Origin of the sequence: Corynebacterium sp. UBA2622 (assembly GCF_002339505.1) — a bacterium.
GTDB lineage: Bacteria > Actinomycetota > Actinomycetes > Mycobacteriales > Mycobacteriaceae > Corynebacterium.
The window spans coordinates 57,675-72,228 of the sequence record NZ_DDJO01000012.1; the positions used below are offsets into that span (position 1 = coordinate 57,675).

The window sequence follows — 14,554 nt, forward strand, 5'->3', positions numbered from 1 at the left end:
CGCTTACGAGAGCAAAATATTATACTTGGCAAAATATGCCCGTGTAACCCGTACACCTGCCGTACACCCCCTAAGGAGTCCCATGGACCTCAGCGTCATCATCCAGCGCTTCATCGACGAGGACGGAAACATCGTCCTCCCGCAGAACTTCACCATCCCGGCGCTCACGGAAATGCTCCACTTCATGGGCGCGCAGATGGGTCAGCTGGACGACACGAACATCCGGTACTGGGACTACTCGCAGAGCGTCGAGGGCGAGCTGCGCACCTACTCCCGGCGGGAGGTCAACACCCGTATCAAGGCCGTCGCGGCCCGCCTCATGCAGGTCGGCCAGCCGGGCGACAAGGTGGCCATTCTCGCCTCCAACTCCCCCGAATACCTCTTCGGGTTCATGGGTGCCATGTATGCCGGGCAGGTCCCGATCCCGCTGTACGACCCCAACGAGCCCGGCCACGGCGAGCACCTGCGCGCGGTCCTCGCCGATTCCGGTGCCTCCACCGTGATGACCAACAAGCAGGGCGCGCCCGCTGTCCGGGCGTTCTTCGCCGAGCAGCCGGCAGCACAGCGCCCGCGCATCCTCCTGGTGGACTCCCTGCCGGATTCCCTGGCCGAGTCCTGGGTCCCGCTCGAGGTCCCGGAGGGCACGGACACGGCCCACGACACGGCCTTCCTCCAGTACACCTCCGGCTCCACTCGCATGCCGGCCGGCGTGGTGCTGACCAACGAATCCGTGGTCACCAACGTCATCCAGATCTACACCGCGGTGGATCTGCAGCAGCCGCTGCGCGCGCCGCTGTGGCTGCCGATGCACCACGACATGGGCATCATCATCTCCATGCTGCTGGTGGTGCTGGGCAACGAAATCGAGATGATGGCCCCGCGCGATTTCATGCAGCAGCCGAAGCGCTACCTCAAGCAGCTCTCCCGCCGCGAGGACGATCCCGAGGACATCCACATCTACTCGCTGATCCCGAACTTCGCCCTGGATGTCGCCGCGCGCTACGCCAATCTGACCGAGGAGGACGGCGTGGACCTCTCCGCCGTCAAGGGCCTGGTCATCGGCTCCGAGCCGGTGACGAAGGCGGGCGTGGACGCCTTCGTCGAGGCGTTCGGGGAGTACGGCCTGAGCCGCGACGCCATCCGCCCGGGTTACGGCCTGGCGGAGGCGACCCTGATCGTCTCGATCGCGCAGACCCCGGACCGCCCGAAGTTCGTCTCCTTCGACCGCGCCCAGCTGGCCAAGGGCCGTGCGGTGGAGAGCGGGGACGGCGTCGTCATGGCCTCCAACGGGCAGCCGGTGCGGTGGATGAAGTTCGCCATCGTCGACCCGGAGACAAAGAACGAGGTGGGAGAGGGGACCATCGGCGAGATCTGGGCCCACGGCGCCAACATCGCCGGCGGCTACCTTGACCGGGCCGAGGAAACCGAGAACACCTTCTCCAACACCATCGGCGAGACCCTGCAGGACAACCTGCCGAGGGACGGCTGGCTGGCCACGGGCGACCTGGGCACCCTCATCGACGGGCAGCTCTACATCACCGGCCGCCTGAAGGACCTGATTGTGGTGGCCGGGCGAAACCACTACCCGCAGGACATCGAGATCACCGCCCAGGAGGCCACGGACCACGTGCGGACCGATTCGGTCGCCGCGTTCGCGGTGCCGGGTGAGAACGTCGAGCGCCTCGTCCTCCTCGTCGAGCGCACCGAGGGTGCGAGCCCCGAGGGAGACCTCGCGGCAGAGGACGCGATCCGCGCCGCGATCACCACGGTCCACGGCCTCTCCCCGGACGTCATCGAGTTCTACGGGCCCAACGAAATCGCCCGATCCTCCTCCGGGAAGATCGCGCGTCGGGTCAACATGAAGAAGTACCTGGAACGGGTAAACGGATAACGAATGCGTCACCGCGCGCGATAGTCTGGAGTGCTATGAGTGAGAACGAGCTGAGTGTATGGCTGCAGAAGTGGGTCGCCGAGGCCGTCGGTCTGGATCCGGCGGAGGTCGAACCCACCAAACCGCTAGAAACGTTCGGCTTGTCCTCCCGCGACGCGGTGATCATGACCGGCGAGCTGGAAAACCTGCTCGGCCGGCGCGTTGATCCGACCATCGCCTACCAGTACCCCGACATTGCGGCGCTGGCGGCCGCCCTCACGTCGACGGGGGAAGAGAAGCGCCGCGTGGTGCGTCGTGAAGCGAATGCCTCGCCGGGCGCGCACGACATCGCGATCATCGGCTCCGCGGGCCGCTTTCCGGGGGCCGGGGACAACAACGAGTTCTGGTGCCTGCTCATCGACGGCCGCTCCGCAACCGGGCCCCTGCCCGAGAAGCGCTGGTCGGAGTATGCGGGAGACCCCGTGGTGCGCTCCAAGATGGCGGAGGAGAATACCGCCGGCGGTTACCTGGAGGACATCGAGAGCTTCGACAACGAATTCTTCGGCCTCAGCCCCCTCGAGGCGACGAACATGGACCCGCAGCAGCGCATCATGCTGGAGCTGGCGTGGGAGGCCCTCGAGGACGCGAACCTGCCCGCCAACCGGTTGCGCGGCGAGTCCGTCGGGGTGTTCGTGGGCTCCTCCAACAACGATTACGGCATGCTCATCGCGGCCGACCCGTCGCAGGCGCACCCGTACGCGCTGACGGGGTCGTCGAGTTCGATCATCCCGAACCGCATCTCCTACGCCTTCGACTTCCGCGGCCCCTCGGTCAGCGTGGACACCGCGTGCTCCTCGTCGCTGGTCTCGGTTCATCACGCCGTGCGCGCGCTTCGCGACGGCGAGGCCGACGTGGCACTTGCCGGCGGTGTGAACATCATGGCGAACCCCTTCGCCTCCCTCATGTTCGCCGAGCTGGGGGTGATCTCCCCGACGAGCCGCATCCACGCCTTCTCCGAGGATGCCGACGGGATCGTGCGCTCCGAGGCGGCGGGTTTCGTGGTGCTCAAGCGCGTCGACGACGCCCTGCGCGACGGCGACGAGATCCTCGCTGTGATCAAGGGTTCCGCCACCAACTCCGACGGGCACTCGAACGGTTTGACCGCCCCCAACCCGGACGCACAGGTGGACGTGCTTGAGCGGGCCTACTCCGACGCCGGGGTCGACCCCGCCGAGGTGGACCTCGTCGAGGCTCACGGTACGGGTACCATCCTGGGCGACCCCATCGAGGCGACGGCGCTGGGCACCGTGCTCGGCGACGGCCGCGACAACGCACACCCGCTGCTGCTCGGCTCCGCCAAGTCCAACATCGGGCACTCGGAATCGGCTGCGGGTGTCGTGGCGCTGATCAAGGTGCTCGAGGCGATGAAGCACGACACCATCCCGGCATCGATCAACTACTCCGGCCCCAACAAGTACGTTGACTTCGACGCGCAGCACATTGAGGTCGTGGAGGACCCGCGGGAGTGGCCCCGCTACTCCGGGCGTCGCGTGGCCGGCGTCTCCGGCTTCGGTTTCGGCGGCACAAACGCCCACGTGGTGGTGACGGACTTCGATCCGGCCGACTACGAGGCCGAGGGCGCCCGCACCCCGGCCGAGCTCACCGGGTCGGGAACCATGTCCCTGCCCGTTTCCGGCCTCCTCCCGTCGCGGCGCAAGGATTCCGCCGCCGCGCTCGCCGACTTCCTCGAAGGCCGTCCCGATGCGGACCTGGTGCCCATCGCCCGTTCGCTGGCCAAGCGCAACCACGGCCGCTCCGCCGCGGTGATCCAGGCCGGCACCGTCGAGGAAGCCGTCAAGCGCTTGCGCCAGGTGGCGGAGGGCAAAGCCGCCCCGGGCATCACCTCGGCGGATTCCCCGGCAGCCCTCGGGACCGTCTTCGTTTACTCCGGTTTCGGCTCCCAGCACCGCAAGATGGCCAAGCAGCTGCTGGAAACCTCCCCGATGTTCCGCCGCCGCATGGAGGAGCTCGACGAGTACGTCAAGTTCGAGTCGGGCTGGTCCATGCTCGACATCATCCGCGACGACGAGCAGACCTACGACACCCAGACGGGCCAGGTCACCATCACCGCGATCCAGATCGCGCAGACGGACCTCCTGGCCTCCCTGGGCATCACCCCCGCCGCGACCATGGGCATGTCCATGGGCGAGATGGGTGCCGCCTACGGCGCGGGGGGCATCAGCGCCCGCGACGCCATCCTTATCGCCTCCCACCGCGCCCGGTTGATGAGCGAGGGCGAGGAGATGATCGCCGGCACGCCCCAGGAGGGCGCAATGGCCGTCGTGGAGCTGAGCCGCGAGGAGCTCGCGGAGTTCATCGCCGAGCACCCCGAGGCCGCCGGCGCCGAGCCCGCCGTCTACGCGGGCCCCGGCATGACCACCATCGGCGGCCCCTCGACCGCCATCGACTTCGTTGTCTCCCGGCTCGAGGAGCAGGAGAAGTTCGCCCGCAAGCTCAACGTGCGCGGTGCGGGCCACACCAGCATGCTCGACCCCATCATGGGCGACCTCGCCGCCGAGCTGGCGGGCCTGGAGCCTAAGCCGCTGAGGGTGCCCCTGTTCAGCTCCGTCGACCGCGGCGTGGTCTACCGCCCGGGTGAGACGGTGCACGACGCGGAGTACTTCCTGCGCATGACGCGCCACTCCGTCTACTTCCAGGACGCAACGGAGGCCGCCCTGGCGGCGGGGCACACGACTCTGGTGGAGATTTCCCCGAACCCGGTTGCGCTGATGGGCATGATGAACACCGCTTTTGCCGCGGGCAAGCCGGACGCGCAGCTGCTGTTTACCACAAAACGCAAGGTCGACGAGGTTTTGTCACTGCAGGACCTCGCCGCGAAGCTCTACGTCCAGGGCGTGGACGTGGACTTCACCAGCTTCTACGGGCCGGGCACCGTCATCGACGCGCCCCACACCCCGTTCCGGCGCAACCGCCTGTGGACCAAGGCGCGCCCGTCCTCGGCCTCCACGTCCCTGCTCGGGGCGAAAGTGACGCTGCCGGACAACACCGTCGCCTTCTCCACGCAGGCCGACCAGGTCTTCAGCCCCCACCAGCTCATCGAGTCGGTGGCGGAGGAGGTCTCCCCGGGTTCCCGGGTGGTCGCCACCGAGGAGCACGGTTACCTGCCCGCCGACGGCGAGCTGACCACCATTGTCTCCACCTCCCTCGGCGGGGCGAGCATCAAGGTGTACAACGGCCCCGAGCTGGTCATCGAGGGCTTCGCCACCGCCCTTGAGCTGGGAGAGTCCCGCGGCCTGCAGGGGGTGACGGAGGTCCGTCCCACGCCCGGCCCGGTGATGGTGGGGGACGACGACGTCGAGGCGGTGCGCTGGGACCCTGATTCCGGGGAGACCGTGCGCGAGCGCCTCCGCGCCATCGTGTCCGAGTCCATGGGCTACGACGCCGAGGACCTCCCGGACGAGCTGCCGCTCATCGATCTCGGCCTGGACTCCCTCATGGGCATGCGCATCAAGAACCGCGTGGAAAACGACTTCCAGATCCCCCCGCTGCAGATCCAGGCGCTGCGCGACGCCTCCGTCGCGGACGTCATCCGCATCGTCGAGGACGCCGTCGCGGGAAACCCGGATGCTGCACAGCCGCTGCCGTACAACTCCGACACCCGTGACCCGGCGGCAGCGGCGCAGCCCGCGCAGGCACCCTCCTCCGCGAACGCGCCACGCTCCCCCCAGGGCGTGGGCGTGCCGCCGCGCGATGCGGCGGAGCGGATGGTCTTCGGCGCGTGGGCGAAGTACGCCGGTGCCGCCGCCGCCGGGGTGACCTCCCAGCTGCCGGAGATCACGTCCGACCAGGCCGCCGAGATTGCCGCGCACCTCACCGACCGTTCCGGCATCGAGGTCACCGCGGACGACGTGCGGGGCGTCGCAACGCTTGAACCGCTGGCCAACCTGGTCCGCGAGGGGCTGGAGTCACCGGTGGACGGCAATATCCGGGTCTTCCGCGAGCGAGAGGAGGGCATGACCGCCCCCAGCGTCTTTGTCTTCCACCCGGCTGGCGGGTCGAGCAGCGTCTACCAGCCGCTCTCGCGCCGACTCGGTGAGAACGTGCCCGTCTACGGTGTCGAGCGCCTGGAGGGGACCCTGGAGGAGAGGGCGCAGGCATACATCGAGGACATCGAGCGTCTTTCCGACGGCCAGCCCGTCGTCCTCGCCGGCTGGTCCTTCGGCGGGGCTCTGGCCTACGAGGTGGCCAAGCGGCTCGGCAACGACAAGGTGGCGTTCATCGCCCTGCTGGACACCACCCAGCCCTCGCAGCCCACGCCGAACACGCCGGAGGAGACGCGCAGGCGCTGGGAACGCTACGCGGCCTTCGCCAAGGAGACCTACGGGCTCGACTTCCCCGTGCCCTACGACCTCCTGGAGACTGCGGGGGAGGACGCCGTGCTGGCCATGCTGGGCGACTTCCTCGCCACCACCGACGCTTCCGAGCACGGTCTGGCGGCCGGGGTTCTTGAGCACCAGCGGGCGTCCTTCGTGGACAACCAGATCCTCAACAACCTGGATTTCTCCAGGTGGTCCGAGGTGGACGTGCCCGTTCTGCTGTTCCGCTCGGAGCGGATGCACGAGGGCGCGATCATCCTCGAGCCGGCCTACGCGCACATTGACGAGGATGGGGGATGGGGCGCTATCGTGGACGACCTGAAGATTGTCCACCTGCCCGGTGACCACCTCGCAGTGGTGGACGAGCCGGCGGTGGGGATCGTCGGCAAGCACATGAACGAATGGATTGAAAATGTCGACCGCCTCTAAGCTCGCAGACCTGCGCGCGCGGCTGGAAAAGGCCCAGGATCCAGGTTCCGAGCGCGCCCGCAAGCGCCGCGACGATGCGGGCCAGACCACCCCGCGCGAGCGCATACACGCCCTCCTCGACGAGGGATCCTTCGTCGAGATCGGCGCCCTCGCCCGCACCCCGGGCGACCCTGAGGCCATCTATTCCGACGGTGTGGTCACCGGTTACGGCCGGGTCGACGGCCGCCCGGTGGCGATCTACGCCCACGACAAAACCGTCTACGGCGGCTCCGTCGGTGTGACGTTTGGCCGCAAGGTCACCGAGGTCATGGAGATGGCCATCAAGATCGGCTGCCCCGTCATCGGCATCCAGGATTCCGGTGGTGCCCGTATTCAGGACGCCGTGACGTCCCTGGCGATGTACTCCGAGATCGGGCGACGGCAGCTGCCGCTGTCCGGCCGCTCGCCGCAGATCTCCATCATGCTGGGCAAATCCGCCGGCGGCGCCGTCTACGCTCCCGTGACCACCGACTTCGTCATCGCCGTGGACGGCCAGTCCGAGATGTACGTCACCGGCCCCAACGTCATCCGCGAGGTCACGGGCGAGGACATCTCCTCCGCCGAACTGGGCGGCGCGCGCATCCAGGAGCAGTCGGGCAACATCCAGGCCGTGGTCGCCTCCGAGGAGGAGGCCTTCGATTACGTCCGGGACCTCCTGGCGCACCTGCCCACCTCCGCCTTCGACGAGAGCCCCACCGCGTGGGCCCCCGCCGACGAGGACCTCGATGACTCCGCCCTGGACACCTTCATGCCGGACGACACGAACGCCGGTTACGACATGCGTGAGCTTCTTGCCCAGCTGGGTGACGATGACGAACTCATCGAAATTCAGGCGAACTACGCCGAGAACCTCATCTGCGCCTTCGGTCGCATCGACGGCAAGGCGGTCGGCTTCGTGGCCAACAACCCGATGCATTACGCGGGCTGCATCGACGCGGACGCCGCGGACAAGGGTGCACGGTTCGTGCGCACCTGCGACGTGTACAACATCCCGCTCGTCTTCGTCGTGGACACCCCGGGTTACCTGCCCGGCGTGGACCAGGAGCGACAGGGCCTGATCCACCGCGGTGCCAAGTTCGCCTTCGCCGGCGTGGAGGCCACGGTGCCCAAGGTGGCGCTCATCGTGCGTAAGGCTTACGGCGGGGCCTACGCCGTGATGGGATCGAAGAACCTCTCAGGCGACCTCAACCTTGCGTGGCCCACCGCGCAGATCGCGGTCATGGGGTCGGCGGCCGCGTCGGTGATGATCCAGGGCAAGCAGCTCGCCGCCATCGAGGATCCCGTCCAGCGCGAGGCGATGAAGAAGATGTTCATGGACTTCTACGACGAGAACATGACCTCTCCCTACGTCGCCGCGGAGCGCGGTTACATCGACGCGATGATCCAGCCCTCGGAAACGCGCCTCGCTTTACGACGCGCCCTGCGCCAGCTCTCCACCAAGTTCGAGACCGATCTGCCCAAGAAGCACACGATCGCCCCGCTGTAGCGGGGCCGGTGTAACATTCCGGTAACGCAAAGCGTTAGTGCTACAGAAGTATCCCCTCCAGAAAGGCACCACCCCATGCTTTCCAGCGTCATCGACATCGCCGGCGATCTGATCAACTACGTCGTGTGGGCCGTCAAGGCCGCCTTCAGCACCAACCCGCTCTACAACCTGGGCATTCGTTTCCCGCGCCCGTAGTTTTCATGGGTGCGAAAGGGGCGCGGTCCGGTGTTTTTCGGGCCGCGCCCCTTCGTCTTTTTTGCGGACGAACGGGGAAGCAGTGAAACGATGGAGGACGCATGCCGGAGTTGGTGAGGCCCACGGTCGGTCTGAGGGAGTCGTTCCTCGGCGCCCTGGACGAGTGGGGTTGGAAGTACCAGGACGGGACCGGGATCCGGGACGCCGAGCTCCTGCGCTGCGAAAGCGGTTTCGCGCGGTGGGTTGACGCCCTGCTCGCGGAGGAGACGCAGCCCTGGACGCCGGGGTACGTCGCGTGCTCCTACTACTGGATCGTGGAAGAGGGCGAATTCGCCGGCGCGATCGCTTTGCGCCACGAGCTCACCGAGCACCTGCTCACCTCGGGCGGTCACGTCGGGTATTCCGTCCGCCCGTCCCGCCGACGCCGGGGCCTGGCCACATTCGCGCTCCGCGAGATCATTCCCATCGCCCGCGAACGGGGGATGGGGCCGCTCCTGCTCACCTGCGCGGAGGACAACGTCGCCTCGCGGAAGGTGATACGGGCCAACGGCGGCATCTACGAGGACACGCGATTCGGTCCGGACGGGCGCCGGATGATGAGGTTCTGGGTGCCGACAACCCCGTAGGCCAGCCCTAGGAGCGCTTGAGCACGAGCTTTGCGATGCCCCGCCAGCCCAGCATGAGCAGTGCGGACATGGAGCTTGCCACCACCACGAAGGACCAGTGGGGGAGCTTTTCGCGGTAGAAGCCCCAGATGACCAGCCCAACGACCAGGGTGATCAGCCAGATGAGCCAGCCCTTGTTCCGGCGCGTGGCGAGCCAGGCAAGCGCGAGCCCCACGGCGAAGGGCACGAAGGTTTCGAACCACCCGAAGAACGTGAAGGGCATCTCGTCGGTGCGGTGAGCGGCGCGCGCGAGGAGCGCAAAGGCGGCGATGGCGACGTAGTCGGCGGCGATGGCGTAGGGCTTTGAGATCATGCCGCACAGTCTATCGGCCGCCGGGTCACGCGGCGTGTCCCTCGCCCCCGGTGAGGGCGGGGGTGGGGGAGCCGAGCATGAAGCCGCGCCCCGCGTAGCGCAGGAGGTAGAGCACCCACCCAATGGCGGTGATGAGCAGGAAGGAGACCAGCCGGTAGACGAGGGTGGTTGCGGTGGCGTCGACAAGCGTCATGCCCGAGGCGACGAGGGTGGCGGCCGCGATGGTCTCGACGGTTCCCACTCCTCCCGGGGTGACCTGCGCGGCGCCGGCGAGCTTGGTCATCACGAAGGCGAGGGCGACGGCGCGCACGGTGGCCGCCGCGGAGATGTTGCCGCCGTGCACCCCGAGGACGGACCACGCGGCGAAATAGAGCGTGAGGGCGTCGAAGAGCCGGTTGGCCAGGGAGCACGCGGCGGCGAGGGCGAAGGTCCGCCCCGTCATGCGCACCGCCGCGACCTCGTCGATGAACTTTTCCAGGCGCATGGCCACGCGGGTGGGGACAAGGCGCACACCCCGGCGCAACACCTCGGGGTTGCGGGCGGCCCAGAACAAAGCGAGGGAAACCCCGACCGCGAGAGCGAGCGAGCCGGCGAGGGCGCCGACGGAGAGCTGGGCGCCCAGGAAGGCCACCGCGACGATGCCGATGACCACCAGCCACACTGTGGAGAGGGCGCCGGAGACGACGAAGAACCAGCCGCACAGTCCCGGGGAGGCGCCCCAGGAGCGGTGCACGCGGAAGGTGAGCCACGCGGAGATGGCCGGGCCGCCGGGGACGGTGGTGGACCACGCGTTGGAGGCCAGGGTGATGGAGGCGCAACGGCGGAAGCCGGTGATGCGGCCCTCGATGTTCATCAGCTGCTGCATCGCGGCGGCCATCGCCAGCACCGAGGCGACGGAGGCCGCGACCGCGGCCGCGACGGGGCCGGGGGAGGCGTGCCGCAGCGCCCCCCATGCCTCCCCAAGGAAGGGCATCTCGTCCCGGAAGAAGTACAGGCCGGCGGCGAGGGCGGCGAGCGGGAAGAGCCACCGGGCCCACGTCACCGCGGCACCGACGGAGCCGCGCACCGTCACTCGAGCTCGCGCGGGCGCTCGGACAGCCGGCGCATCAGCTCGTCGAAGGGAATGAGCTCGGAATCCTCGACCACGCTGCGTCCGCCGCGCACGGGCAGCGAGTCCACGACGGTGTTCTCGACGGCGATTTCCCCGGTCTCCGGGTGGGTGGGCACAGCCGGTTCGTCCGGTTCCTCCGCCGCGGGAGAGTCAGCGGGCGACGGGGGCTCCGTGGCCGGGGCGGCGACCGGGGCCGCGGCCGGCCGTGCGGAACCGGCGCGGACGGGAGCGGCCGTCGAACCCTCGGAGTTCTCCCCGAGGGAGGCGTACACCCGCTTGACCCAGCGCGGCGCCCACCAGTTGTCCTCGCGCAGCAGGTGCATCACGGCCGGCACGAGCAGCAAGCGGATCACGGTCGCGTCCAGGGCGAGGGAGAAGATCATGCCGAAGGCGATGTACTTCATCATCACGATGTCACTCATCGCGAAGGCGGCGGCCACGACGATCATGATCGCGGCCGCGGCGGTGATGATACCGCCCGTGTGGGCCGTGCCGTAGCTGATCGAGTCATCCGTGGAGGCCCGGTTGTGCCGGGCCTCCACCATGCGCGAGACCAGGAAGACCTCATAGTCGGTGGACAGGCCGTAGAGGATGGCCACGATGAGCACCAGCACGGGGCTCATCAGCGGCCCCGGAGTGAAGTTGAAGGCTCCCGATCCGATGCCGTCGACGAAGACGGAGGTGAGGAAGCCCAGCGTCGCACCGACGCCGAGCACGTTCATGATCACGGCCTTTGCCGGCAGGATCAGCGATCCGAACAGCAGCGCCATGAGGATGAACGTGGCGGCGACCATGTAGAGCGCCATCCACGGCAGCCGCCCGAGCAGCGCCTCGATGGACTCCACCTCCATCGCCGGGGTGCCCGAGACGTAGAGCTCGACACCCTCCGGGGCGGAGATGTTGCGCATCTGCTTGACGACGTCCCTCCCGCCGTTCCTGTCCGCGAGAGGCGCGGAGAGCACGGTGGTGCCGTCCTGGCTGGGGTGCGAGGGCGCCAGGGGCGAGGCGAGGCCGGTGACCTGGCGTGCCTGCATGACGACGTCGACAAGCTGGGAGTTGTCCGCCCCCTTGACCACGAGCTTGACCGGGTCGGTGCGGAAGGCGGGGAAGGACTCGTTGAACTCGTCCTGCGCCTGCCGGGTTTCCTGGCTCGGGGGGAGGTAGGACTCGTTGATGCCGCCGAAGGTGATCCCGATGATGGGCACCGTCAACAGGATGAGCAGGGCCGAGATGCCGGCTGCGACGAGCTTGGCGTGGCGCATCGCCCAGCGCGGGATGCGGTACCAGACGGTGTCCTCGATGCCGCGGCCGCGGCGGGACGTGCGGCGCACGGACCACTTGTCGATGTCGCGGCCCAGCATGCCGAACAACGCCGGAAGCACCGCCACCGAAATCAGGGCCGCCAGGACCACGGCGCTGATGGCGCCGTAGGCGACGGACTTGAGGAACGCCTGCGGGAACATGATCAGGCCCGACAGCGCCACGCCAACCATGAGCGCGGAGAAGAACACGGTCTTGCCGGCCGTGGTGGTGGTCACGGCCACCGCCTCCTCCACGTCGAGGCCCTTGTCCAGCTCCTCCCGGAAGCGCGAGACCATGAACAAGCCGTAGTCGATGGCCAGGCCCAGGCCGAGCAGGGTGATCACCGACTGTGAGAACACGTTGACCTGCTGGAAGCTGGCCAGGATGGACAGCAGCGACAGGGACCCGATGATGGAGAGGATTCCCACGACCAGCGGCATCGCGGCCGCGATCACGCCGCCGAAGACGAACAGGAGGATCACGGCGACGAAGACGAGCCCGATCTTCTCCGCGCGGGCGATGTCGTTGGCCATGCCGTCATCGAGGGCGTCGGCGACGGCGGTGGCCCCGGCGATCTTGACGGTGGCGCCGTCGGGAAGCGAGATGCCGCGCAGGGCGGGCTCTATGGTGCGGAAGTCCTTCAGTGTCTGCTCGCCGTCCCCCTTCAGGCCGATCGCCGCAAAGGCGCGGGTGCCCTCCGCGTTGACCTGGCGCGGGTTGGGGGAGTCGAAATAGCTGGTGACGTGGTCGATCTGTTCCGGGTAGTCGCGCGCCAGGGCGGAGATCTGCTTGTTCGCCTCGTCGAACACCGGCCCCCCGGTCAGGCCGGAGGGGGCGTCGACAAGCACGATCACGTCGCCCGAGCTGTCCCGGCCGAAGGTGTCCTCCTCGATCCGCGTCGCGGTGGTCGAATCGGCGTGCGGGTCCTCCCACCCCTCCTGGGACATGCGCTCACCCAGCTTGGAGCCGAAGAAGACCTGCAGCAGGACGATGATGGCGATGATGACCGCGGGAATGATCCGGCGGAACCGGTAGGCGAAGTGCCCCCACCTGTAAAACACGTCGCTCTCCTAGCTCTCTCGGCTCTCTCGGGGCTCCCGCGTCTCCAGGCTCTCGCGCGCATCCCGCGTGTTGTAGAGCAGCGAGGACAGCGGGCGGAACGGTTGGAGCCAGGCACCCTCCTCGGGCAGCCGGTCCAGGTTGACGCGCGGGAGGGGCTCACGGAACACGCCCGGTATGTCCTCGAGATCGACGAAGGTGATGTCCTTCGACGTCACGGCCCACGAGGCGTGCTCGTGGAAGCCGAGCACGGTGACGGGGATGCCGGCGGCGACGAGCTCCTCGATCGGCTCGAGGAAGTTCTGCCCGTCGGCGGAGGCGATGACCACCCCGCGCAGCACGCCCTCGCGGCGGCGGCGCTCGATGTGGTCGAGCATGTCGGCGTCCACGTCGGAGGCGTCATCCGTCTTCGGCTTGGCGAAGACCGCGAAACCGACGTTGCGCAGCGCCTCGACCCAGGGCCGGACCACGTCCGCGCCCTGGGCGGAGACGTTGGTGAACACCGTCGCCTCCGGCTCGACGCGGGTGCCCAGCTCGGCGGAGCGCTGCCCGGCCTGCTCGATGAGCCAGCGGCCGACGGCATCGAAGCGCGGGCGGTAGGCCGCGGTGGGGCGTCCACCGAGAATGGCGCCCAGGCCCATGTCCAGGTTGGGGGCGTCCCACACCAGCAGCACGCTCTCGGGGCCCGGGGCGGCACCGGGGGAGTAGGGGTGGGTCATTTCGTGCAGGTCCTGCATTGCTAGATCTTCTCCCAGAGGTACTCGCGGATGGTGTGGTCCCTGTCCAGGCCCTTGCCCTCGAACTTGGTGATCACCTGGCGGTCGGTCAAAAGGGGTGCGTCCTCCCACGGCCAACCCCGGTAGGCGAGGGAGGGTTCGACCTCCACGAGCTCGTCGATCCACTCGGCGTACCCGGCATGGTCGGTTGCGACGTGGAGCACGCCGCCCTTCTTCAGGCGTGAAGCGATGAGGTTCAGGGTTCCGGACTGGATGATGCGCCGCTTGTGGTGCCGCGCCTTGGGCCAGGGGTCCGGGAAGAAGATGCGGACTCCGTCGAGGGACTCCTCGGGGATCATCCGCGCCAGCACCTCGACGCCGTCGCCGCGGACCATGCGGATGTTGCCGATGTCGCCGCGCACGACGGCCCCGAGCAGCTTGGCCAGGCCGGGCTTGTACAGCTCCACGGCGATGATGTTGGTGTCCGCCTCGAGCGGGGCCATGGCCGCGGTGGAGGTTCCGGTGCCCGAGCCGATCTCGACGACTGTGGGGTGGCCGGAGCGGCCGAACCAGGAGTCGACATCGATGGGGTCGTCGGAAAGCAACTGCCCCAGGCGGGGCCAGTGCTCGTCGAAGAGCGCCTCCTGGTTCTCCGTGAGGGTGCCGCGGCGGAACGTCACGGAGCCGAGGCGGGGGTAATCGAGTCCTGTGCTGAACTCGGTTTGGGGTGGCCGGCCGGGCGGCAATTCGCCCACTCCGGGTCGTGCAATTTTAGGATTATCAGAACTATTCATCAGGTTAATTGTCCACATGACGTGGGCAAATGCAAGTCCTTACGCGCTGGGGCGGGGTGGGGGCGGGACGGGTTGATGCTCACCCCATTCCGGGGGTGGCAAACGGGGGTTTGGGTGCGGTTGACGTGTTTGACCCGGGCTGCGGGCGAAATCACCGCAGGTGAGGGGGTGAAAAAAC

At 68.2% G+C, this 14,554-nt stretch carries 9 protein-coding genes; 4 read left to right on the plus strand and 5 right to left on the minus strand.

All coding sequences use genetic code 11. The annotated features are described in order from the left end of the window. Window positions 1-82 precede the first annotated feature (82 nt). The 4 genes from B3611_RS04690 to B3611_RS04705 all read left to right on the plus strand — a co-directional run bounded on the left by B3611_RS04690 (window position 83) and on the right by B3611_RS04705 (window position 9,042). Window positions 83-1,891 carry a FadD32-like long-chain-fatty-acid--AMP ligase gene (locus B3611_RS04690; protein ID WP_291313926.1) on the plus strand — a complete coding sequence of 603 codons (1,809 nt, stop codon included), beginning with the start codon at window positions 83-85 and terminating at the stop codon, window positions 1,889-1,891. Window positions 1,892-1,926: 35 nt separating this feature from the next. Beyond that, window positions 1,927-6,696: a polyketide synthase Pks13 gene (gene pks13, locus B3611_RS04695; protein WP_291313927.1), complete on the plus strand. Its 4,770-nt coding sequence runs from the start codon at window positions 1,927-1,929 to the stop codon at window positions 6,694-6,696. After that, complete coding sequence (locus B3611_RS04700) at window positions 6,680-8,221, plus strand: acyl-CoA carboxylase subunit beta (RefSeq protein ID WP_291313928.1); 1,542 nt, start codon at window positions 6,680-6,682, stop codon at window positions 8,219-8,221. The genes pks13 and B3611_RS04700 overlap by 17 nt, the downstream gene beginning before the upstream one ends. A gap of 296 nt (window positions 8,222-8,517) precedes the next feature. Next, on the plus strand, window positions 8,518-9,042 hold the full coding sequence (locus B3611_RS04705) for a GNAT family N-acetyltransferase (RefSeq protein ID WP_291313929.1): 525 nt from the start codon (window positions 8,518-8,520) through the stop codon (window positions 9,040-9,042). 7 nt (window positions 9,043-9,049) lie between these two features. On the opposite strand, the gene B3611_RS04710 is transcribed toward B3611_RS04705, so the two are convergent. Genes B3611_RS04710 through trmB form a run of 5 tightly spaced genes read right to left on the minus strand, consistent with a single transcriptional unit; the run spans window position 9,050 to window position 14,376 of the window. Further along, complete coding sequence (locus B3611_RS04710; RefSeq protein ID WP_291313930.1) at window positions 9,050-9,394, minus strand: DUF3054 domain-containing protein; 345 nt, start codon at window positions 9,392-9,394, stop codon at window positions 9,050-9,052. A gap of 25 nt (window positions 9,395-9,419) precedes the next feature. Continuing rightward, window positions 9,420-10,466: a lysylphosphatidylglycerol synthase transmembrane domain-containing protein gene (locus B3611_RS04715; protein WP_291313931.1), complete on the minus strand. Its 1,047-nt coding sequence runs from the start codon at window positions 10,464-10,466 to the stop codon at window positions 9,420-9,422. Further along, window positions 10,463-12,868, minus strand: coding sequence for an MMPL family transporter (locus tag B3611_RS04720; RefSeq protein WP_291313932.1), 2,406 nt, complete (start codon window positions 12,866-12,868; stop codon window positions 10,463-10,465). The genes B3611_RS04715 and B3611_RS04720 overlap by 4 nt, the downstream gene beginning before the upstream one ends. A gap of 9 nt (window positions 12,869-12,877) precedes the next feature. Continuing rightward, a complete protein-coding gene (locus tag B3611_RS04725) occupies window positions 12,878-13,603 on the minus strand; it encodes an NYN domain-containing protein (protein ID WP_291313933.1) in 726 nt (241 codons plus the stop codon). 2 nt (window positions 13,604-13,605) lie between these two features. Continuing rightward, complete coding sequence (gene trmB, locus B3611_RS04730) at window positions 13,606-14,376, minus strand: tRNA (guanosine(46)-N7)-methyltransferase TrmB (RefSeq protein WP_291313934.1); 771 nt, start codon at window positions 14,374-14,376, stop codon at window positions 13,606-13,608. Window positions 14,377-14,554 lie beyond the last annotated feature (178 nt).

Excerpts from the sequence above, each read along its gene's own strand:
- B3611_RS04725 (WP_291313933.1), bottom strand. The coding sequence starts at position 13,603 with ATGCAGGACCTGCACGAAATGACCCACCCCTACTCCCCCGGTGCCGCC.
- trmB (WP_291313934.1), bottom strand. The coding sequence starts at position 14,376 with ATGAATAGTTCTGATAATCCTAAAATTGCACGACCCGGAGTGGGCGAA.
- B3611_RS04690 (WP_291313926.1), top strand. The coding sequence starts at position 83 with ATGGACCTCAGCGTCATCATCCAGCGCTTCATCGACGAGGACGGAAAC.
- pks13 (WP_291313927.1), top strand. The coding sequence starts at position 1,927 with ATGAGTGAGAACGAGCTGAGTGTATGGCTGCAGAAGTGGGTCGCCGAG.
- B3611_RS04705 (WP_291313929.1), top strand. The coding sequence starts at position 8,518 with ATGCCGGAGTTGGTGAGGCCCACGGTCGGTCTGAGGGAGTCGTTCCTC.
- B3611_RS04700 (WP_291313928.1), top strand. The coding sequence starts at position 6,680 with ATGTCGACCGCCTCTAAGCTCGCAGACCTGCGCGCGCGGCTGGAAAAG.
- B3611_RS04710 (WP_291313930.1), bottom strand. The coding sequence starts at position 9,394 with ATGATCTCAAAGCCCTACGCCATCGCCGCCGACTACGTCGCCATCGCC.